Origin of the sequence: Aeromicrobium sp. CF4.19, assembly GCF_051262555.1 — a bacterium.
GTDB lineage: Bacteria > Actinomycetota > Actinomycetes > Propionibacteriales > Nocardioidaceae > Aeromicrobium.
The window spans coordinates 234,802-254,747 of record NZ_JBIMEU010000005.1 but is presented as its reverse complement, the minus strand read 5'-3'; the positions used below and the strand labels follow the sequence as shown (position 1 = coordinate 254,747).

General features: G+C 69.3%; 17 protein-coding genes. 14 read left to right on the top strand and 3 right to left on the bottom strand.

Translation table 11 applies throughout. The annotated features are described in order from the left end of the window. Nucleotides 1–45 precede the first annotated feature (45 nt). The 8 genes from ACHAAC_RS12905 to ACHAAC_RS12870 all read left to right on the top strand — a co-directional run bounded on the left by ACHAAC_RS12905 (nt 46) and on the right by ACHAAC_RS12870 (nt 9,854). Nucleotides 46–1,335, top strand: a complete 1,290-nt coding sequence (locus tag ACHAAC_RS12905; protein ID WP_435716684.1) for a GAF domain-containing protein — start codon at nt 46–48, stop codon at nt 1,333–1,335. Between the two features lie 199 nt (nt 1,336–1,534). Continuing rightward, on the top strand, nt 1,535–1,894 hold the full coding sequence (locus tag ACHAAC_RS12900; protein WP_435716683.1) for a DUF4913 domain-containing protein: 360 nt from the start codon (nt 1,535–1,537) through the stop codon (nt 1,892–1,894). 100 nt (nt 1,895–1,994) lie between these two features. Then, complete coding sequence (locus tag ACHAAC_RS12895; protein WP_435716682.1) at nt 1,995–3,308, top strand: hypothetical protein; 1,314 nt, start codon at nt 1,995–1,997, stop codon at nt 3,306–3,308. A gap of 1,156 nt (nt 3,309–4,464) precedes the next feature. Then, complete coding sequence (adh, locus tag ACHAAC_RS12890) at nt 4,465–5,988, top strand: aldehyde dehydrogenase (protein WP_435716681.1); 1,524 nt, start codon at nt 4,465–4,467, stop codon at nt 5,986–5,988. Between the two features lie 15 nt (nt 5,989–6,003). Continuing rightward, complete coding sequence (locus tag ACHAAC_RS12885; RefSeq protein WP_435716680.1) at nt 6,004–6,438, top strand: DUF779 domain-containing protein; 435 nt, start codon at nt 6,004–6,006, stop codon at nt 6,436–6,438. A gap of 119 nt (nt 6,439–6,557) precedes the next feature. Next, complete coding sequence (locus ACHAAC_RS12880) at nt 6,558–8,168, top strand: AMP-binding protein (RefSeq protein ID WP_435716679.1); 1,611 nt, start codon at nt 6,558–6,560, stop codon at nt 8,166–8,168. A 142-nt stretch (nt 8,169–8,310) separates the two neighbouring features. Further along, nucleotides 8,311–9,420: a YihY/virulence factor BrkB family protein gene (locus ACHAAC_RS12875; protein WP_435716678.1), complete on the top strand. Its 1,110-nt coding sequence runs from the start codon at nt 8,311–8,313 to the stop codon at nt 9,418–9,420. 38 nt (nt 9,421–9,458) lie between these two features. Next, nucleotides 9,459–9,854 carry a cold-shock protein gene (locus ACHAAC_RS12870; protein ID WP_435716677.1) on the top strand — a complete coding sequence of 132 codons (396 nt, stop codon included), beginning with the start codon at nt 9,459–9,461 and terminating at the stop codon, nt 9,852–9,854. A gap of 20 nt (nt 9,855–9,874) precedes the next feature. On the opposite strand, the gene ACHAAC_RS12865 is transcribed toward ACHAAC_RS12870, so the two are convergent. Beyond that, entirely contained in the window at nt 9,875–11,353 is a 1,479-nt protein-coding gene (locus ACHAAC_RS12865) for an MFS transporter (protein ID WP_435716676.1), read from the bottom strand. A gap of 60 nt (nt 11,354–11,413) precedes the next feature. Between ACHAAC_RS12865 and ACHAAC_RS12860 the strand changes: the two genes are divergently transcribed. Both ACHAAC_RS12860 and ACHAAC_RS12855 read left to right on the top strand, forming a co-directional pair. Continuing rightward, entirely contained in the window at nt 11,414–12,157 is a 744-nt protein-coding gene (locus tag ACHAAC_RS12860; protein WP_435716675.1) for a DUF3027 domain-containing protein, read from the top strand. Between the two features lie 63 nt (nt 12,158–12,220). Further along, nucleotides 12,221–13,837 carry an MDR family MFS transporter gene (locus tag ACHAAC_RS12855; protein WP_435716674.1) on the top strand — a complete coding sequence of 539 codons (1,617 nt, stop codon included), beginning with the start codon at nt 12,221–12,223 and terminating at the stop codon, nt 13,835–13,837. On the opposite strand, the gene ACHAAC_RS12850 is transcribed toward ACHAAC_RS12855, so the two are convergent. Further along, complete coding sequence (locus ACHAAC_RS12850; RefSeq protein ID WP_435716673.1) at nt 13,838–14,239, bottom strand: hypothetical protein; 402 nt, start codon at nt 14,237–14,239, stop codon at nt 13,838–13,840. It lies immediately after the preceding gene. Between the two features lie 80 nt (nt 14,240–14,319). Here ACHAAC_RS12850 and ACHAAC_RS12845 point away from each other — a divergent pair, with 80 nt between their 5' ends. Both ACHAAC_RS12845 and ACHAAC_RS12840 read left to right on the top strand, forming a co-directional pair. Next, on the top strand, nt 14,320–15,330 hold the full coding sequence (locus ACHAAC_RS12845) for a hypothetical protein (protein WP_435716672.1): 1,011 nt from the start codon (nt 14,320–14,322) through the stop codon (nt 15,328–15,330). A 62-nt stretch (nt 15,331–15,392) separates the two neighbouring features. Next, nucleotides 15,393–16,832, top strand: a complete 1,440-nt coding sequence (locus ACHAAC_RS12840; protein ID WP_435716671.1) for an NCS2 family permease — start codon at nt 15,393–15,395, stop codon at nt 16,830–16,832. Between the two features lie 48 nt (nt 16,833–16,880). Here the strand turns inward: ACHAAC_RS12840 and ACHAAC_RS12835 are convergent, their stop codons facing one another. Then, complete coding sequence (locus tag ACHAAC_RS12835) at nt 16,881–17,966, bottom strand: enoyl-CoA hydratase/isomerase family protein (RefSeq protein WP_435716669.1); 1,086 nt, start codon at nt 17,964–17,966, stop codon at nt 16,881–16,883. A gap of 136 nt (nt 17,967–18,102) precedes the next feature. Here ACHAAC_RS12835 and ACHAAC_RS12830 point away from each other — a divergent pair, with 136 nt between their 5' ends. Both ACHAAC_RS12830 and ACHAAC_RS12825 read left to right on the top strand, forming a co-directional pair. After that, a complete protein-coding gene (locus tag ACHAAC_RS12830) occupies nt 18,103–18,525 on the top strand; it encodes a cobalamin-dependent protein (protein ID WP_435716667.1) in 423 nt (140 codons plus the stop codon). Next, the gene (locus tag ACHAAC_RS12825; protein WP_435716665.1) at nt 18,525–19,946 is read left to right on the top strand and encodes a phenylacetate--CoA ligase family protein; all 1,422 of its coding nucleotides are present in this window, start codon (nt 18,525–18,527) and stop codon (nt 19,944–19,946) included. The genes ACHAAC_RS12830 and ACHAAC_RS12825 overlap by 1 nt, the downstream gene beginning before the upstream one ends.

Genomic DNA, 19,946 nt, shown 5'->3' with positions numbered 1-19,946 from the left:
CACGCATGGCCGGTGCGCGTGACGCGGGTCACGTACACTCCGACCATGGGGCGAAGCGACGACTTCGCGGTCCCTCCGGGCGCGGACCCGGACCGGCTGACGCGATACCTGCACCGGGCTCACGACGACTTCGTCAGCTCGGGTCGTGCCGACCCCGCGCTGCGCTCGCTCGTGCTGGACTCCTGGCGTCGCAGCATCGACGGCGGCCTCAACCCGGAGATCGACCTGCCGGGCATCGCCCTGGACGACGACGCCCTCGCCGAGGTCCGTGAGACGCATCCGCTCGCCGCGGGCATGCCGGTCATCCGCAAGCTGCTGGTGGAGAGCGCCGGCGACGCCGGACTCCTGGTCGCCGTGAGCGACGCGGCCGGTCAGCTGCTGTGGGTGGAGGGGGCGAGCTCGTTGCGCTCCCGCGCGGAGGGCATGCACTTCGTGGAGGGCGCCGACTGGAGCGAGAACAGCGCCGGCACCAACGCGCCCGGCACGGCGCTGGCGCTGGATCGGCCGGTGCAGATCCTGGGGCCGGAGCACCTCGCGCGGCCGGTCACTCCGTGGAGCTGCTCGGCGGCCCCCATCCACGATCCCGACAACGGCGCGATCCTCGGTGTCCTCGACCTCACCGGCGGCCCCGAGGTCGCCACGACGCAGAGCCTCTCGCTCGTGCGGGCCACCGTGGCGGCGGTGGAGGCCGAGCTGAGGATCGCCCGCCTGGGCGGCCAGACGTCCTCCCGCGTGACCAGCGCCGGCTGGTCCGCCCCTCGGCTGGACGTCCTGGGGACCCACGGCGCCCTCCTGCGGTCCGGTCCCACCTCCTCGCGGCTGAGCCTGCGCCACAGCGAGCTGCTGGTGCTCATCGCGCAGGCGCCGGACGGACTCACCGCTGCAGAGCTCGGCCTGGGGCTCAGCGACGACGAGCAGGCGCCGGTCACCATCCGTGCGGAGCTGTCCCGGCTGCGCTCGGTGCTCGGGCCCCTGCGGCTGGCGTCCCGTCCGTACCGGCTGGAGAACGCGGTCCGCACCGACGTCACCGATGTCCTGGAGCATCTGGCCGCGGGACACCTGCGCCAGGCCGTCGCGGACTACCGGGGTCCCGTCCTTCCGTCGTCGCAGGCCCCGGGCGTCGCGGACCTGCGTGACGACGTCCACGAGCGGGTGCGCTCGGCCCTGCTCTCGGGCCACGACCCCGACGCGACGCTGTCCTTCGCCGACACCCCCCACGGCCGGGACGACCTGGCGATCTGGCAGCACGTCCTAGCCGTCCTGCCGGCCTCGTCGCCGCGGTACGCCCAGGTCGTGGGGCAGGTCGAGCGTCTCGATCGCGAGCTCGCCGGCTGACCCACGAGGGGCGCGACCTCAGCGTCGCGCAGGCCTCCATCGCCACCCACAACCCTCAGACCACAGCGTGAGCACACCAGCGGCAGTGGGATGACGGCGAGGATCCCGTGACCGAGCCGGTCGACGTGATCGGCGCGGACCTCAACTCACCCTGACACGCAGGGCGACCTCGAGGAACCCACGGTGCCTCCATCAGACGATGATGATCCACCGCCGCCGCGGTACGCGACTCTGGACGCGTCGTGGTCGAGTTCCTGACCGAGATCTGCTGGGTCGACGTCAGCGGCTCCTCCCGTATCTGGTGCCCCGAGTTGTGGGCGCCACCCCGCCGCGATCCTCGGCATCGAGGCGCTGCACCGCTCCTTTGAAGCTGCGCCGGGAGGCGGCCCCTGGCATCTCGGCCTGGCTCCACGACCAAGCGGATTACCACATGAACGTTCTCACCGACCCTCGCGGACGGTTCAAGGGCTGCTCTCCAAGTAGGGCCCACGACGCGAAGAGAGCACGCATTATCCCCGCCGACGAGTCGGCTGTCGGGTTCTTCGAGCCTGCAGATTAGATACGACGGCCTCGGATGAACGTCTGAATCATCCGTTTTGCCCGTGACAGGCACCGTCTTTCAGAACTAGGTTCGTGGCACATGAGACAGGAGCTTCTTCATGGAGATGAGGTCTGGACTGAAGAGCATCGGGGTGACTGCGGCTGTCCTAGCGCTGATGGTCAGCGCGACGTACGCGGCGCCGAACGAGCCGGGAGGCCCCGGCGGGTCTAGTTCGGCCGGGCCGCTTGGAGTGCTCAAGCCGCCACCCGAGGTCTCGGCCGAGAGCCCGGCCGCGAAGCAGTACTTGGAGTTCGACCGCGACCTGTCCGACGCAAGCGAAGCGTTCTCCCTCGTGGCTGATCAGATCGGCGCGTACGGCGAAGGCCGAGGTCTAGCTGGTCTCATCACTGATCAGAAGAACAACCAGATCACCGTGTACTGGAAGGGTGAGGCTCCCGCTGACCTCCGCGATCGCTTTGCCAAGTCTCCCTACGGAGTAAAGATCGACCTTCGGGAGGGGGCGCGATACTCCAAGGTAGAGGCTCGCGACGCCGCGCACAGGCTCGGCAGTCATCCGGACGCAACGAAGTGGGGCATCACGACGACGGCGGCGCAGCCCGGAGGCGGCGGGATCGAGGTCAACGTAAAGAAGAGCGCGGACGGGTTAAGTCAGGCGCTGCGGCAGAGGATGGCCGACGTGGCGCGACTCGATGAGTCCGCGCTGCGATTCAACGAGGTGGAGGTCGGAGTCGAGTTCCTCTCATCACGGGTCAACGACTTTTCACCCTGGAAGGGTGGGATTCGGACCTACAATGTTGGTTCATCCCAGACAAACGCCTGCAGCACAGGGTTCGCGGCGACGATCGGGGGTGCCGGTCGACTGCTATCTGCCTACCACTGCAACAAGAAGAACAGTCCTGTTGACAACGGTGACCGTCGCATCGCGCCGGGCAGCAACGTACACGAACGGCCAACGATTGATGCGCTAGGCATAGATCCCACCGCGTCGCCGGCCACTGCAGGCAAGGTCTACGTCGGAGCGTGGAACTCAGGGCAGTACCGCGGGGTGAAGAACTGGGCCCGCAACTACATCGGAGACAGCGTGTGCGGGTCCGGGGCCACGTCCGGCACGAACTGCGGCACCATCACCAACGACTCAGTCATGGTTCCCGGTCTCTCGGGCGCGTTCTACGTCGCCGTGCGAAGCGGCGGAAATCGCATGGTGGCCAGCGGTGACAGCGGTGGAGCTGTCTATGACACCTACTCCAACGGAGGAAAGGAGGCTCGAGGCGTCATTCTCGCTGGTGACACTAGTTACACGTCGTGCGGCACCCACAATCCCGATGTCTCTCCCTCCTGTTACTCCACGCTCATCTACGTCCCTATCAGCGTTGCGCTCAACATCTTCGGATACACCCTCGAGCTGGGCTGAGGGGGCAGCGCTCAACTGGTCGCTGCGAGTCCGCTGGCTCGTTGCACCGCGCCGTCGGACCCTCTTCTGCGTCCGGCCGGTGTGGCGTCCCTAATCGGCTTGGCGGTGGCGGCTCGTACTCGGCTCTCGGCGGCGTCGACGTCAGCGCCGCCGGCTCGTGCGCGTTCGGCGAGGGCTGCGCGTCGCTCGTTGTCATAACCCGCCGGTCGGCCGATGCATCCAGGTCGGCAGCGTCGTGCGCCTCGGTTTGGCTGCGGTAGTGTGTCGGCCCCAGTGCGTCAACCTCCGCACCCGTGTCGGACAGGACGGCCCCAGCGCTGACCTGGTCGCCACTGCGGTGGGCGTCTTCGCTGCGGGCCTTGCTGCTCGACATCGGCCCCACGTTGCAGACTGGTCTCGTCGCCGTCGACCCGAACGTCAACCCCCACCGCTCCGAAATGCCCCAACGAAGACGCTCCTCGTCCTCATGGAAGGACGGGTTGACTTGTGACTAGGCCCGATCCGTCGCCCATGCCTGGGCGGCGCCCTCGGGGGAAGCGTTCTGCATCCACCGCTCGTCGGTGCCCTGCACCTGGGCGCGAGCAGCGCTCTGCTGCGCGACGAATCACTCCTGCAGGCGCGCCGCTTCGGCCTCCTGGACCAGGCGCCGCTGCTCGACCTGGGCCCCGCAGCTCATCCGCGAGCCGACGGGCCACCAGGGCAGCGGCCATCAACGTGGCGGGGGTATTGCATCCCAGCGCGTCATCGGTCGCGTCCTCGATCTGCTCGCTCAGGGTTCCCCTTGCCTATCGGCCGACGTCGCGGCCGTCGTGACCCCGTGCTGCTCGTTCTTGCGTGGATCTCGTTCGGCCCGCCGGAACCGGCGTACGCTGCGCGGCCGGCTGGCCGGCGAGCTGGTCGATCGTCGCGCCGTCGCTCATACGCGCGCCGAGCGCGCGAGCATGTCCGAGGCGGCCGCGAGCTCCCCGGGCGTCAGCTCGGTAGGTAGGGTCCGCGCCGCCAACGCGTCGGATGCCTCGTGCGCAGCCTGCGTCCAGGTCGCATGGTCACTGGTGGGGATCGTCGTCAGTGCTTGTTCAGCCACGACAACGTCGTTGCAACGTCCCTGTGACTACCGTCACGTGCACGTGTTCCCCCTATGCCTCGAGGAGTCCCCATGAGCGTCTTCGCCCCACCCGGAACCGACGGCAGCGTCGTCACCTACAAGTCCCGCTACGACAACTGGATCGGCGGCGAGTACGTCGCGCCGGTCAAGGGCCAGTACTTCGAGAACCCGTCACCGGTCAACGGGAAGGTGTTCTGCGAGATCGCCCGCTCCACCGCCGAGGACATCGAGCTCGCCCTCGACGCCGCGCACGCCGCCGCCCCCGCCTGGGGCAAGACGGCCGTGAACGAGCGAGCCGTCGTCCTGAACAAGATCGCCGACCGCATCGAGCAGAACCTGGAGATGCTCGCCGTCGGTGAGACGTGGGACAACGGCAAGCCGGTCCGCGAGACGATGGCCGCCGACCTTCCGCTCGCGGTCGATCACTTCCGCTACTTCGCCGGTGCCATCCGGGCGCAGGAGGGCAGCCTCTCCCAGATCGACGACGACACCGTGGCCTACCACTTCCACGAGCCGCTCGGCGTCGTCGGGCAGATCATCCCGTGGAACTTCCCGCTGCTGATGGCCACCTGGAAGCTCGCCCCCGCGCTGGCGGCGGGCAACGCGGTGGTGCTGAAGCCGGCCGAGCAGACCCCGGCATCGATCATGCTGCTGATGGAGCTGATCGCCGACATCCTCCCGGCGGGCGTGCTCAACGTCGTCAACGGCTTCGGTGCGGAGGCCGGCGCACCGCTCGCCTCCAGCAGCCGCATCCGCAAGATCGCCTTCACCGGTGAGACGACGACCGGTCGCCTCATCATGCAGATGGCCAGCCAGAACCTCATCCCCGTCACGCTGGAGCTGGGCGGCAAGAGCCCGAACATCTTCTTCGAGGACGTCGCGGCCAAGGACGACGCGTTCTACGACAAGGCGCTCGAGGGCTTCACGATGTTCGCCCTCAACCAGGGTGAGGTCTGCACCTGCCCGAGCCGCGGCCTGATCCAGAACTCGATCCTCGAGCAGTTCCTGCCTGCGGCGACCGAGCGCACCAAGGCCGTCAAGCAGGGCAACCCACTGGACACCGACACGATGCTCGGCGCCCAGGCCAGCAACGACCAGCTGGAGAAGATCCTGTCCTACTTCGAGATCGGTGTGCAGGAGGGCGCACGCATCATCACCGGTGGTGAGCGCGTCGACCTCGGCGGCGACCTCTCCGGCGGCTACTACGTGGCGCCGACGATCTTCCAGGGCCACAACAAGATGCGGATCTTCCAGGAGGAGATCTTCGGACCGGTCGTCTCGGTCACCGGCTTCGACGACTACGAGGACGCGATGAGCATCGCCAACGACACGCTGTACGGCCTCGGTGCCGGTGTCTGGTCGCGCGACACCAACACCGCGTACCGCGCCGGGCGGGACATCCAGGCCGGTCGCGTGTGGACGAACTGCTACCACGCGTACCCGGCGCACGCCGCGTTCGGTGGCTACAAGTCCTCCGGCATCGGCCGCGAGAACCACTCGATGATGCTCGACCACTACCAGCAGACGAAGAACCTGCTCGTCTCGTACTCCGAGAACGCCCAGGGATTCTTCTGAGCCGGAAGGATCACCATGACGCACGACTCGACGGAACCGGCTGACGACCCGGTCCGGCGGGTGGACATGACCCCGAAGGCTGCGGACCTCCTCCGCAGCCTTCGGGCGTCCCATGGCCAGCCGCTGATGTTCCACCAGTCCGGCGGGTGCTGCGACGGGTCCGCCCCGATGTGCTACACGCAGGGCATGTTCCTGACCGGGGCCGCCGACGTCCACCTGGGCGACCTGGACATCGGGTCGAGCGAGGAGGACGCCGAGGGCATCGTCCCGGTGCACATCTCGCGTGAGCAGTTCGCGTACTGGTCCCACACGCACATCACGATCGACGTCGTGCCGGGGCGTGGCGCGGGCTTCTCGATCGAAGGTCCGACGGGCCATCGCTTCATCATCCGCTCGCGGGTGTTCACCGAGGACGAGATGAGCACGCTGGCCGCCGCCGGGGCGCCCTGAGCCCCGCGAAGGGGGTGTCGCCGGCGCGGACGAGTCTGTAAACCCCTGTTACGATCGCGACGTCCGGCGCTCGGCGAACAGGGTCCGGTCGGGATCGGGACCACGGAGCGAGGAGCGACATGGGTGACATCGGGTTCAAGCTGAAGGTCCTGCGCAGGATCGGGATCCTCAAGCCGGTGGCGCCGCACCGCGGTTACCGGGCGATCAAGGCCCTGCGGACCTGGGGACCGGGCCTCCCGTCCGGCGTGGCCGCCTCCGCCGCCCGGAGCCCCGAGCAGCTCGCCATCATCGACGACGCCGGTGAGATCACCTGGGCGCAGCTCAAGGCCGACATCGACCGGTTGACGCAGGCCCTGAAGGACCGCGGCGTGGGCCCCGACGTCTCGGTGGCCGTGCTGTGCCGCAACCACCGCTTCCTGGTGATGACGCTCGTGGCGATCATGCAGGCCGGCGGGCGCGTGCTCCTGCTCAACACGATGGCCAGCGCGAGCCAGCTCACGGAGCTCGCCAAGCGCGAGGACGCCAGCCTGGCGATCATCGACGCGGAGTTCCTCGAGGTCGCCAAGGACATCGACCGCGAGTCGATCGTGCTCGCCTGGACGGGAGCGGACGCCGGGGACGACGCGCCCGAGGACCTGCCGACGGTGGCCGGCCTGCTCCAGGACCACCCGGACACCCCGCACGCCAAGTCGGCCAAGCCGGGACAGATCATCATCTTCACCTCGGGCACGACCGGCCTGCCCAAGGGCGCTCGACGGGAGGAGCCCAAGGACCTCAAGCCGCTGCTCGCCTACTTCGGCTCCATCCCGTACCGCGGCAACTCCACGGTGGTCCTCGCGGCACCGCTGTTCCACTCCTGGGGCCTGATCAACTTCGGGTTCGGCCTGTCGACGACACCGACGTACGTCCTGCGCCGCAAGTTCGTGCCGGAGAAGGTGCTCGAGGACATCGAGACGTACCGTGCACGGGCCCTCGTCGTCGTGCCGTTGATGATCCAGCGGCTCGTGGACGCGTCGTCCTCGGCGATCGAGAAGCGGGACGTCTCCTCGTTGGAGATCACGGCGAGCAGCGGCTCGGCGCTGGCGGGCGACCTCGCCAACCACTACATGGACCTGTTCACCGACTCCGTCTACAACTTCTACGGCGCGACGGAGACCGGCTGGGTCACGATCGCCTCGCCCGAGGACCTGCGCGTTGCTCCCGGCACCGCCGGCCGGCCGCCGTGGCGCACGACGGTGAAGATCCTCGACCAGGAGTCCGGCAAGGAGCTGCCCCAGGGAGAGACCGGCGTCATCCACGTCGGCAACGACATGCCGTTCGGTGGCTACACCGACGGCAACTCCAAGTCCTTCGCCGACGGCCTCATGCACACCGGCGACCTCGGCTACTTCGACGAGGAGGGCCGGCTGTTCGTGGCCGGTCGTGACGACGACATGATCATCTCCGGCGGCGAGAACGTCTTCCCCCGTGAGCTGGAGGACGCCCTCATCGAGCACCCCGCCATCGCCGACGTCGTCGTCACCGGGGTCGAGGACCCGGACTGGGGCCAGGCGCTCGGCGCCTACGTCGTGGTCAAGGACGGGGAGTCGCTGGACGAGGCCGATGTCGTGGCGCACGCCAAGGAGCACGTCGCCCGGTTCGCGGTGCCGCGCGCGGTGATGTTCCTCGACGAGCTGCCCCGCAACCCCACCGGCAAGGTCATGAAGCGCGAGCTGCCCGACCTCGACTGACCCCGCGGCGCGCCTCGCGTGCCCAGTCAGCCCTCCGGCGCTGTGGCAGGCTTGCCATCGTGCAGACGAGCGACGACCCGCATCGCGATGGCCGCCGGGCCCCGGACGAGGCCGGGCGGACCGAGGCCACGGGCAGGCAGCCGTGAAGGTCGTCAACGTGCTGGACCGCTTCCAGCGGCGCCACCGCATCATCGGCTTCCCGCTCGCCGTCATCTACAAGTACTTCGACGACCAGGGCCCCTACCTCGCGGCGATCATCGCCTACTACGGCTTCATCGCGATCTTCCCGATCCTGCTGATCTCGACCTCGGTCCTCGGCTTCTTCCTCGACGGCGACCCGACGCTGCGGGACCGGCTCCTGGAGTCGGCCCTGGGGCAGTTCCCGATCGTGGGGGACCAGCTCGGCCAGCCGGAGGGGCTCAGCGGCAGCACGGGCGCGATCATCGCCGGCTCCATCGCGGCGCTGTACGGCTCGATGGGGCTGGGCCAGGCCAGCCAGAACGCGGCCAACATCGCCTGGGCGGTCCCGCGCAACAGCCGGGCCAACCCGTTCCTGATGCGGTTGCGCAGTCTCGTCTTCCTCGCCATCGCCGGGCTGGGAATCCTGGTCCTCGCGGGCGCCACGTCGGTCCTGGCCAACATCGACATCCTGGGCAGCTCCGACCAGCCTCTCGTGCAGTGGGGCGTCCGCGCGGTGGTGCTCGTGCTGACGATCGGGATCTTCGTCGGCCTGTTCCGCCTGGTCAGCGCCGGCCGAGCAGGCACCCGCGCGGTCCTTCCCGGGGCGGTCGTCTCGGCGCTCGGGTGGCAGCTGCTGCAGCTCGGTGGCAACGCATACGTCACGGGGGTCATCGGCCGGGCCAGCCAGATGAACCAGACGTTCGCGCTCGTCCTCGGCCTCGTCGCCTTCCTGTTCGTCGCCGCGATCATCGCCGTGATGGGCCTGGAGGTGAACGTGGTGCTGCGCCGCCGGCTGTATCCCAGGGCGCTGCTGACCCCCTTCACCGACAACGTCCAGCTCACGCGGGCCGACGAGAAGGCCTACACGATGTACGCCAAGGCCCAGCGGCACAAGGGATTCCAGCACATCGAGGCGACGTTCGACTCGGAGTGGAACACCATCGAGCAGCCGGCGGTGCCCAAGGAGCCCACGCCCGCCGACGCGCCACCGGCCCAGCCCGCGCCGTCGGCCCGGGCTGCGGGGGAGGGCCCGCCGACCTCCGAGAAGGTCCCTGGCCCGACGTCGCACTAGGGTGGGGCCAAGAACCCCCGCGACAGAAGGACACGCTCATGCCCACGGGCAAGGTCAAGTGGTACGACGCCGAGAAGGGCTTCGGCTTCATCACCTCCGACGAGGGAGGCGACGTCCACGTGCGCTCGGACGCGCTGCCCGACGACGTCGAGGCCCTGAAGTCCGGCACGAGGGTCGAGTTCGGCGTGGCCCAGGGACGTCGCGGGGACCAGGCGCTGCAGGTGCGGGTGCTCGAGCGCAGCGGGACGGTGTCGCGTCCCCAGGCGCAGGCCAAGCGCAAGGACCCTGAGGAGATGGTGACGATCGTCGAGGACCTCATCCGGGTCCTGGACGGCCTCGGTGAGGGGTATCGGCACGGCCGGCACCCCGACCGCAAGGCGGCCCGGCCGGTGGCCCAGCTGCTGCGCGGCCTCGCCACCGAGCTCGATGCCTAGGCAGTGTCTGCCGGCGGCGGTCAGGCCTGCTGGTCCCGCGTGACGTAGGCGTCGCGGACGACGTAGGCCAGCCAGGCCAGCAGGAGCACCGCCACGGCGATCATCGCCACCGCGACGTCGATGCTCGCGGTGAACAGTCCGATGCCGATCAGGCCGCCGATCACCCACGACAGCTGCAGCAGCGTCTCCGAGCGCGCGAACATGCTCGTGCGGACCTCCTCGCGCACGTCGCGCTGGATGAGGGCGTCGAGGCTCAGCTTGCCCAGGGACTGGCACAGACCCGCCGAGAGCCCGAGCAGCGCAGCCACCGGCCAGACGAAGAACAGTGCCGTCACGACGAGCACGGCGACGTCCAGCACGAGCACCGCGAGCACCACCCGGTGCGGGCTGCGTGACCTGGTGAGGTTGCCGATGACGATGCCGAGGGTGTTGCCCGCCCCGGCGGCCCCGATGACCAGCGCCATGAGGACCGTCGCGTTGCCACCCCAGCCCAGGGAGGCCGGAGGGTCGCGCAGGGTGAAGGCCATGAAGATGGTGAGGAACCCGGTGATGAGGCGCAGCCCCGCGTTGCTGCGCAGGGCGTCCACCACGTGCCGGGTGATCGCCATGCCGCGCCGACGGCCGCCGAGCTCGGCGAGGTCGACGCTCTCCTCTCCGGCACTGGAGTCGACCCGCGGCGGCAGCAGGACGGCCAGGATGGTCCCGATGACGAAGAGCAGGAAGGCGTACCGCAGTGACCACGGAGCACCGATCGTCGCGGCACCGACGGCGATGGGGGCCGAGATGGCTGCGGCCCCGGTCCCGGTGAGGGAGATGCGTGAGTTCGCCTTGACGAGGGTGAACTCGGTCGGGAGCAGTCGCGGGACCGTGGCGGCCCGGGTGACGCCGTAGGCCTTGGACGCCACGAGGCAGCCCAGGGCAGCGAGGTAGAAGGCCGGGGACTCATCGACCACCGCGCTCGCCAGCACCCAGCAGCAGAAGGCCCGGATGGCCAGCGTGCTGCCGATGGCCCAGCGCCGTCCGCGCCGGAAGCGGTCGAGGAACGGTCCGAGGAGGGGCGCCACGACGGCGAACGGCAGCATCGTCAGGACGAGGAAGAGCGCCACCTGTCCGGCCGCCTGCTCCGTCGGGACGGTGAAGAACAGGGTCCCCGCGAGCGAGACCGCGATCGCCGCGTCTCCGGCGGTGTTGAACGCGTGCAGCTCGAGCAGCCGTGACAGCCCGCTCTCCCCGGCCCCGCCGGAGTGGGTGAAGCGGCGGGCGCCGGTGAACGCGCCCGTGCCGCCCCGGGCGACGAGCCGACCGGTGCCCGTGGAGAGCCGGCGCGCGGCCCCGGCGGTCCGGGAGGCGGCCGAGCCGCGGCGTCCCGCCGGCTCGGTGCCGTCCTCTGTGCTCTCCTCTGGGGGCTCCGGCGGGGGGTCGCCCGCCGAGGAGCGCGAGGGGGGCTCGAGTCGTTCCCAGCCGCCGGACCCGTCGCCGGCGGTGTCGTGGTCGGGCATGGGCCCATCCTGCCCCACCCCGGGCAGGCGCCAGGCCGCGACATGGGCGAGAATCGGGGCATGACCATCGATGCCGTGCTCGCCGAGGCCGCCGACGTTGCCCGGGCCGCGCTCGACGACGTCGCCGATGCCGGCACCGTCGGGGAACAGCTCCGCGCCGTGGACGACGGCGAGCGCCTCCTCACGCACCTGTTCGTCTGCACCCAGCCCGGGTACCGGGGGTGGACCTGGGCGGTGAGCCTCTCCCGCGGGCCTGAGGACGAGCACGTCACCGTCAACGACGTCGTGCTGCTGCCCGGCGAGGGCGCTCTCGTGGCCCCGGACTGGACTCCGTACCGAGAGCGCATCCAGCCCGGCGACCTGAGCCCCGGGGACGTCCTCCCGCCCGAGGAGGACGATGCTCGCCTCGTCCCGGGGTGGTCGGCGGGCGACCACCTGGAGACGCTCGATCGTGTCTACGCCCGCGAGGTCGGTCTGGGGCGCGAGTGGGTGCTCTCGCTCGAGGGCCGCGACCTGGCTGCCCAGCGGTGGCAGGAGGGCGACCAGGGCCCGGACGCCCCCATCGCCAAGCAGGCGCCCGGCACGTGCCACTCGTGTGGCTTCCTGGTGAGCCTGGCCGGACCGTTGGCCGATCGCTTCGGCGTCTGCGCGAACGGCATGGCCAACGACGACGGCCGCGTCGTGGCGTTCTCCCATGGTTGTGGTGCGCACACGGGCGCCCGTCTGAGCCGCTCGGCGAGCCCGCAGAAGCTGCCGCCCCCGGTGCACGACACCGTCATGATCGACGACGTCGCGGACCTCTGAGCGTCGGCGAGGTCACACCGCTCGGGGGTTGGGGCTGCGCTCCCATGCCCGTATGGTTGCAAGGTGCAACGAAACAACAGTGCTGATCGGGTCCAGACGTTCGTCGAGGAGACGGCGACGGAGGGTGGCGCGCGCTCCGACGATGCGTCTCCCGACCGTGAGCTGAGCCACCGCGAGATCCTGCGGATCCTCGTCGGCCTGCTCGCCGGCATGTTCACCGCCCTCATCAGCACGACGATCGTCGCAAACGCCCTGCCCACGATCATCGCCGACCTGCAGGGCTCGCAGACCCAGTACACGTGGGTGGTCACCGCCTCGTTGCTCGCGATGACCGTCTCCACGCCGGTGTGGGGCAAGCTCGCGGACCTGATGAGCAAGAAGCTGCTCATCCAGGTGGCGCTGGTGCTGTTCGTCATCGGTTCGGTGCTCGCGGGGCTCGCGCAGGACGTGCCGCAGCTCATCGCGATGCGTGTCGTGCAGGGCCTGGCGATGGGCGGGCTCACCTCGACGGCGATCGCCATCATCGGCTCGATCATTCCCCCGCGCCAGCGCGGCCGGTACAGCGGCTACCTCGGTGGCACGATGGCCGTCGCCACGGTCAGCGGACCCCTCATCGGCGGCGTCATCGTCGACTCCCTGGGCTGGCGCTGGTGCTTCTTCGTCTGCGTCCCGCTCGCCGTCCTGGCGCTCGTCATCCTGCAGCGCACCCTGCACCTCGCGACGGTGCGCCGACGCGTCCAGCTCGACGTGTGGGGCGCCCTGCTCATCAGCACCGCCGCCTCCCTGCCGCTGCTGTGGGTGACCTTCGCCGGCGACGCCTACCCGTGGCTGTCCTGGCAGACCGCCGTGTTCCTGGGCGCGACTCTCGTGCTCGGCGTGACGGCCGTGCGCGTGGAGGTGCGCCACCCCGAGCCGATGGTCCCGATCTCGGTCATCACCGCTCGCACCACGGCGCTGGCCATCACCGGCAGCATGGCCGTCGGCATCGCGATGTTCGGCGGATCGGTCTTCCTCGGGCAGTACTTCCAGGTCGCGGGTGGTCACAGCCCCACCACGGCCGGGTTGCTCGGGATGCCGCTGATGCTCGGCTCGCTGGTCGGCACGGTCGGCTCGGGCCAGCTCATCACCCGCACAGGGCGCCTGAAGCCCTTCCTGGTCACCGGCTCGGTCCTGCTGGTCCTCGGACTCGGACTCCTCGCGACGGTGGATCACTCCACCCCGGAGTGGCACACCATGATCTTCATGGTCCTGATGGGGCTCGGCATGGGCATGCTCCTGCAGAACTACGTGCTCGCCGTCCAGAACACGGTGGGCGTCTCCCAGGTCGGGGCGGCCAGCTCCAGCGTGATGTTCTTCCGCTCGCTCGGTGGCACCATCGGCGTCTCGGTGCTCGGTGCCATCCTCGCCGCACAGGTGCGTGACGACGTCACCAGTCGTCTGCAGACGTCCGGCGCATCGTCCGGGGGCGGGTCCCTGCTGGACGTGGACGCCCTGCCGGCGCCGGTGGCCGAGGTGGTCCGGGCCGCCTACGGCGACGCGACGGGGACGATCTTCGCGGTCGCGGCCGGCGTGGCGCTCATCAGCATCGTGGCGTCGCTGCTGATCAAGGAGGTGCCGCTGCGCACCACCGTCAGGAGCGAGGAGGAGCGCCGGGCGGACGAGTCCGCCCCGGTCGCCTGATCACTCGATCCGACGGCGCCCGGGTTGGTGATTCAGCGCGTTGCGCCGACGCCGGCAGTACTCGATGCCGATGAGTCCCAGGCCGAAGCCGGCGAGCGCCGCCCACATCCACCACGTCCGTCCGTCGGACTCCAGCGTGCCCAGGAACGGGACGAGGGCGACGGCGATGACGCCCCAGATGATCGTGCCGACCGTCATGGTGCGCACGCCGTCGACGTCCATCGGCTCCACGGCCGCCACCCGGTGGGTGGTGTTGCCGATCTCGAACTCGTCGACGTCGGGATGGCCCAGCTCGTGGCGGCGGGCCGCTCGCTCGAGCCGGGCGCGCTCACGGTGACCGAGCTTGCGCTCGATCGTCTCGGGACCGTCACTGTCGTGGACGGCCCAGTCGTCCTCGCTCACGTCGGCCAGCCTACCGGTCGGGAAAGGCCCCCGGGCACGTGGAGCGGCGGCACCGGCGCTCGGCTGGGAGGATGGAGCCGATGAATCCCCGCCGTCGCCGCCTGCTGATCCCCGGTCTGCTCGTCGTGCTGATCCTCATCGTCCTCGTCGTGTCCTTCATGCGTGGCGCCGAGGCCGCCGACGCGCCACCGACGGGTGAGCGGCTCGGCGCCATCGACGACCCGCGGATCACCGAGTCCAGCGGGTTGGCCATCAGCGAGGAGGACCCCGACCTCGCCTACACGATCAACGACTCGGGCAACGCCGACACCGTCTTCGCGATCGAGCTGTCCACGGGTGACGTCGTGGGCGTCACCACCGTGGTGGGGGCCGACTGGCAGGACACCGAGGCGCTCGCGCTGCACGACGGGGCCCTGTGGGTGGCGGACACGGGGAACAACGCCGGTGCTCGCGACGACACAGCCCTGTGGTCCCTGGCCGAGCCGGGCCGGGGTGACGGGTCGACCGAGGCCGTGCGGCACCGCATCGCCTACCCGGACGGTCCCCGTGACATCGAGTCCCTCGCGATCGACCCGCAGTCCGGGCGGATGCTCCTGGTGGCCAAGCAGGTGCTGGCCGGGGAGGTGCTGGCCCTGCCGGCGACGCTCGACCCCGACGGCGTGAGCACGGCCGAGCAGACCGACCTCTCGACGTTGTCGCTCGCGACCGACGCTGCCTGGACGCCGGACGGCCGCCACGTCGTGGTCCGCAACTACGGCGAGGCGCACGTCCTGGACCCGGACTCCGGCGAGGTGCGAGGGACGGTGGTCCTGCCCGAGCAGCCGCAGGGCGAGTCGCTTGCCGTGGCTCCCTCGGGTGACTCCTTGGTCGTCGGGAGCGAGGGCGAGTCCTCCCAGCTGTGGCGGGTGCCGCTCGACCTCTCACCGGCGGACGGGTCGAGCGCCGAGGAGGCCTCGACCGCAGGCACCCTGGGCTCCCCGATCGGACGGCACTGGCTGACTCCCGTGCTGGGGATGCTGGCCGTCGGCGGGCTCGCGCTCGTCTCCTGGTGGATGGTGCGGCGCCCGCGTCGCCGGCGTCGTCGGCGTTAAGACCTCGTGACGGGGGCCGGGTCCCCGCCGGCGCCCGCCGGGGCTCTGGCATGCTCCGTGCCATGTCCAGTGCCATCGACACCTACTTCCGCATCTCCGACCGGGGCTCGAACGTCGGACGGGAGGTGCGCGGTGGCGTCGTCACCTTCCTGACGATGGCCTACATCATCGTGCTGAACCCGATCATCCTGTCCGGCGTCCCCGACGCCGAGGGTCAGTACCTCGGGGGCGGCAGCGAGCCGGGGTCCGGCTTCGCCACGATCGCGGCCTGCACGGCCCTCGTCGCCGGCGTCCTGTGCATCCTGATGGGCACCCTGGCCAACTTCCCGCTCGCCATGGCCACCGGGCTCGGCCTGAACGCCTTCGTCGCGTACTCCGTGGCGACGCAGATGACCTGGGCCGACGCGATGGGCCTGGTCGTGCTGGAGGGCATCATCATCCTGGTCCTGGTGCTGACCGGGTTCCGCAAGGCGGTCTTCGACGCGGTGCCGCGCGAGCTCAAGACCGCGATCGCCGTGGGCATCGGCCTGTTCATCACGCTGATCGGTCTCGTCGACGCGGGCTTCGTGCGGACGACCGGCAACCCCGCTCCACCGATCGGCCTGGGCATCGAGGGCACTCTTGCGGGCTGGCCGGTGCTGGTGTTCTGCCTCGGTCTGCTGCTGATGATCGCGCTCTACACGCGCGGTGTGCCGGGGGCGATCCTCATCGGCATCGCCGCCACCACGGTGCTCGCGGGCGTCGTGCAGGCGATCACCGACACCGCTCCGAGCGGGGGAGACCCGACCTCCCGCGGCTGGAACCTCAACGTGCCCTCGTGGCCGGACGCGATCGTGGAGGTGCCGGACCTCTCGCTGCTGGGTGAGTTCAACCTGTTCGGGTCCGTCGAGCGGATCGGCGTCGTCGCCGTGTCACTGCTGGTGTTCAGCATCCTGCTGGCCGACTTCTTCGACACGATGGGCACGATGACGGCGATCGGCGCCGAGGCCGGCCTCAATGACGAGGACGGCACGCCCGAGGGCGCGCAGCGCATCCTCATCGTCGACTCCATCGGTGCGGCCGTCGGTGGGGCAGCGGGCGTCTCGAGCAACACGTCCTACATCGAGTCCGCCTCGGGCGTCGGCGACGGTGCCCGCACGGGTCTGGCGAGCATCGTCACGGGTGTGCTGTTCCTCGCCGCCACCTTCCTGACGCCGGTCGTCACCCACATCCCCAACGAGGCCGCCGTGCCGGCCCTGGTGCTCGTCGGCTTCCTGATGATGTCGCAGGTCACGGGCATCGACTGGAACGACGCCGAGATCGCCATCCCCGCCTTCCTGACGATCGTGATCATGCCCTTCACGTACTCCATCGCGGCCGGCATCGGCGCGGGCTTCGTGGCCTTCGTGCTGCTCAAGGTCGTCAAGGGCCGGATCCGTGCGGTGCACCCGCTCATGTGGGTCGTGGCGGTGCTGTTCGTCGTCTACTTCGCCATCGACCCGATCTCGCGCCTGCTCACCTGAGCGGGCCGGCCTTCAGGGAGGGGCCGCATGCGAGGGGTGTCCTGTGGCCTACCAGGAGTCCAGCTGCAGGGTAGGCGTGATCGGCTCGAAGTAGCCGTCGACGTCGGCCGCGGAGACGTCGGCCACGGTCGATGGATGCCAAGCAGGAGCACGGTCCTTGTCCACGACGCGGGCGCGGATCCCCTCTATGAGGTCGGGGTGCCGGGCGCAGTGCAGGCCGACCCGCAGATCTTGCTCCAAGCACTGCTCCAGACTCATGACCTCCGCCCGCCGGAGGCCCTCATGGGTGACGTGCAGGGCCGTCGGGGATCCACTGGACATGCCGTCGAGTAGCGCCTGCGCGACGGCGTGGATCTCCGGGCTCTCGCTGGATCCGGCCGTCATCACCTCTGCCGACTCGATCATCTCGGCAAGGGAACCCGCCCCACACACCGTGTCGATGGCGTCCGCGTGGTCGGCGACCCACGAGGACGACCGAGTCTGGAGAGCAGCGAGCGCCTCGGTGGCTGGGAAGCGGTGCAGTCGCTCCACGAGCTCGTCGATCTGATCATCGCGCACGTAGTGGTCGGCGAGTCCCATGTAGAGCGCGTCACCGGCACTGAGGTGCGCAGCAGAGAGGGCGGCAAACGCCCCGGCACGCTTCGGGGCCCTGGAGTACAGCCACAGCCCACCTGCGTCGGGCGAGAGTCCGATCAGAGCTTCGGGCATGCCCATCTGTGTCGAGTCTGTGACGACGCGGTGCGCGGCGTGCGCCGCCAAGCCCACGCCTCCCCCGAGCGTCAGACCGTGGGCGATGGTGACCAGCGGCTTGGGGCACGTGCTCAGGAGATGGTTGAGCCGGTACTCCGCGGACCAGAAGTCGGCGAGCTGGTGCAGCTCGCCTGCGACGATCAAGGAGCGGACGTGTTTGATGTCGCCGCCTGCGCAGAAACCGCGATCTCCCTCCCCGCGGATCAGGATCGTCGAGACGGAGGGATCGGCCACGGCATGTCGAAGGCTCGTGGTCACCGAGGAGATCTCCTCAGGTCCGAACACGTTGATCATCGCCGGCCTGCGCATCGTGATCGTGGCCAGGCCGCGCTCGATGTTCAAGGACGGCCCGGTCACGGGTGTGGGCACTGGATCGCCGGGCACGTTCACTGTCAGTCCTCTCCTCACTCAGCGACTGCTGTCGATGACGACCACGTAGAACTGCTTCGCCGTTGCGTAGGTCACACGAGTCAGCCTATGGTAGAACCACAGTTTGGTCACTCCAGGAATGGGTACACACATGAACGAACCACCGGCGCTGCCCCTGCGCGTCATGCTTGCCAAGATCGGGCTCGACGGACATGACCGTGGCGTGAAGGTCGTCGCGCGCACCCTCAGAGATGCGGGCATGGAGGTCATCTACACCGGTCTGCATCGCAGCCCCGCTCAGGTGATCGAGGCCGCTGCGCAGGAAGACGTCGACGTCCTCGGTGTCAGCTTGTTGTCTGGTGCGCACATGCCGATCTTCACCAAGATCTTCGAGATTCTCGACGGGATGGAGGAGCGGCCCCGCTTCACGATCGTGGCCGGCGGGGTGATGCCCGACGAGGACGAGATCGAGCTGCAGACTTTGGGCGTCGCAGCCGTTCTCGGTCAGGACACTCCGCCGGACAAGATCGTCGAGACCATCAAGGCGGCTGCCCCCGTGGAGGCGAGCTCCTGATGCTCGAGCTTGAGTCGTGGGCATGGCCCCCGCGCTATGACGCCGGGTACCGACCCTCGCCCGAGCAGCAACACTGGTTCCCGGTCCGCGAGACCATGGACCCCGAGCAGCGCGACGAGGCGATCTTGCAGCGGATCCAGCAGCTGATGGCCTATGCGTGGGACAGGTCGCCGTTCTACCGTCGTGCATGGTCCGATGCCGGCCTGGAGGTTGGCGACATCACGTCACTGGAGGCGTTCGAGAGCGTTCCTGTTGTCCGCAAGGAGGAGCTCCGGGCGGACCAGGCTGCCAACGAGCCGTATGGCAGCTACCTGTGCGTCGACCCGATCGAGGTCACTCACATCAAGGGGACGTCCGGAACCACAGGGCGCCCCACGGCGTTCGGAATATCCCAGCAGGACTGGGTCGCGATCGCCAACGCCCATGCCCGAGTCATGTGGGCCATGGGTGTCCGGCCCGACGATGTCGTCCTGATTGGGTCACCGCTCACTCAGTACTGGGGTTCGTGGGGCGCCTACATCGGGGCCGAGAGACTCGGCGCAGCGGTGTTTCCCTTTGGAGCAGGGGTGCAGGGCCAGAGCTTGCGGACGCTGCAGTGGATGCGTCAGATGCACGTCACGGTGTTCTACGGAACGCCTTCCTACGCCCTGAGGCTCGCTGAGGTCGCACGAGAGAACGACATCGATCCGCGCAGCTTGGCGCTGCGCAAGATGTTCTTCTCAGGCGAGCCCGGAGCCAGCGTGCCCGCCATCCGGGAGCGCATCATCGATGCGTTCGACGCCGAGGTCTTCGATTCAGGCAGCATGGGCGAGGTCGCGCCATGGATGTCTCTCGGTGCAGCGGAGAACGGCCCCGGGATGTTCGCGTGGCAGGACCTGGTCTACACCGAGGTGTGCGATCCGGCCACGATGAAGCGCGTCTCCTACGGCAGCGAGGGCACCCCGGTCTACACGACGTTGGAGCGAACGTCGCAACCGATGATCCGGTTGTTGTCCAACGACCTCACGCGATGGGAGGCGCCCGATGCCTCTCGTGGTCGCACCTACCCCTTCCTGCCCAAGGGCATCTACGGCCGCATCGACGACATGTTCCAGATCCGCGGTGAGAATGTGCATCCGAGTGCCATCGATGACGTCGTCATGCGAGCCCAGGGCTACGGCGGTGAGCACCGTGTGGTGATCAGTCGACAGGGCTCGATGGACGAGCTGCTCGTACAGGTCGAGTTCGACGCCGAAGGCGCGACGGTGGCACGGGACGTGTGGGTCGAGCAGGTCGGCGAAGGATTGCGCACGGTTCTGGGGATCGGCGCCAAGATCGTTCCGGTCGAACCGAATACCTTCGACCGCACCGACTTCAAGGCGCGGCGGGTGATCGACGATCGGCAGTTGTTCGAGTCGCTCGAGAGGGGGACGTCGGCGTGA

Bases quoted from the DNA above. Each gene is read 5' to 3' on its own strand.
- ACHAAC_RS12880 (WP_435716679.1), top strand. From the start codon at position 6,558: ATGGGTGACATCGGGTTCAAGCTGAAGGTCCTGCGCAGGATCGGGATC.
- ACHAAC_RS12885 (WP_435716680.1), top strand. From the start codon at position 6,004: ATGACGCACGACTCGACGGAACCGGCTGACGACCCGGTCCGGCGGGTG.
- ACHAAC_RS12860 (WP_435716675.1), top strand. From the start codon at position 11,414: ATGACCATCGATGCCGTGCTCGCCGAGGCCGCCGACGTTGCCCGGGCC.
- ACHAAC_RS12900 (WP_435716683.1), top strand. From the start codon at position 1,535: ATGATGATCCACCGCCGCCGCGGTACGCGACTCTGGACGCGTCGTGGT.
- ACHAAC_RS12870 (WP_435716677.1), top strand. From the start codon at position 9,459: ATGCCCACGGGCAAGGTCAAGTGGTACGACGCCGAGAAGGGCTTCGGC.
- ACHAAC_RS12830 (WP_435716667.1), top strand. From the start codon at position 18,103: ATGAACGAACCACCGGCGCTGCCCCTGCGCGTCATGCTTGCCAAGATC.
- ACHAAC_RS12905 (WP_435716684.1), top strand. From the start codon at position 46: ATGGGGCGAAGCGACGACTTCGCGGTCCCTCCGGGCGCGGACCCGGAC.
- ACHAAC_RS12840 (WP_435716671.1), top strand. From the start codon at position 15,393: ATGTCCAGTGCCATCGACACCTACTTCCGCATCTCCGACCGGGGCTCG.
- adh (WP_435716681.1), top strand. From the start codon at position 4,465: ATGAGCGTCTTCGCCCCACCCGGAACCGACGGCAGCGTCGTCACCTAC.
- ACHAAC_RS12825 (WP_435716665.1), top strand. From the start codon at position 18,525: ATGCTCGAGCTTGAGTCGTGGGCATGGCCCCCGCGCTATGACGCCGGG.
- ACHAAC_RS12865 (WP_435716676.1), bottom strand. From the start codon at position 11,353: ATGCCCGACCACGACACCGCCGGCGACGGGTCCGGCGGCTGGGAACGA.
- ACHAAC_RS12895 (WP_435716682.1), top strand. From the start codon at position 1,995: ATGGAGATGAGGTCTGGACTGAAGAGCATCGGGGTGACTGCGGCTGTC.
- ACHAAC_RS12845 (WP_435716672.1), top strand. From the start codon at position 14,320: ATGAATCCCCGCCGTCGCCGCCTGCTGATCCCCGGTCTGCTCGTCGTG.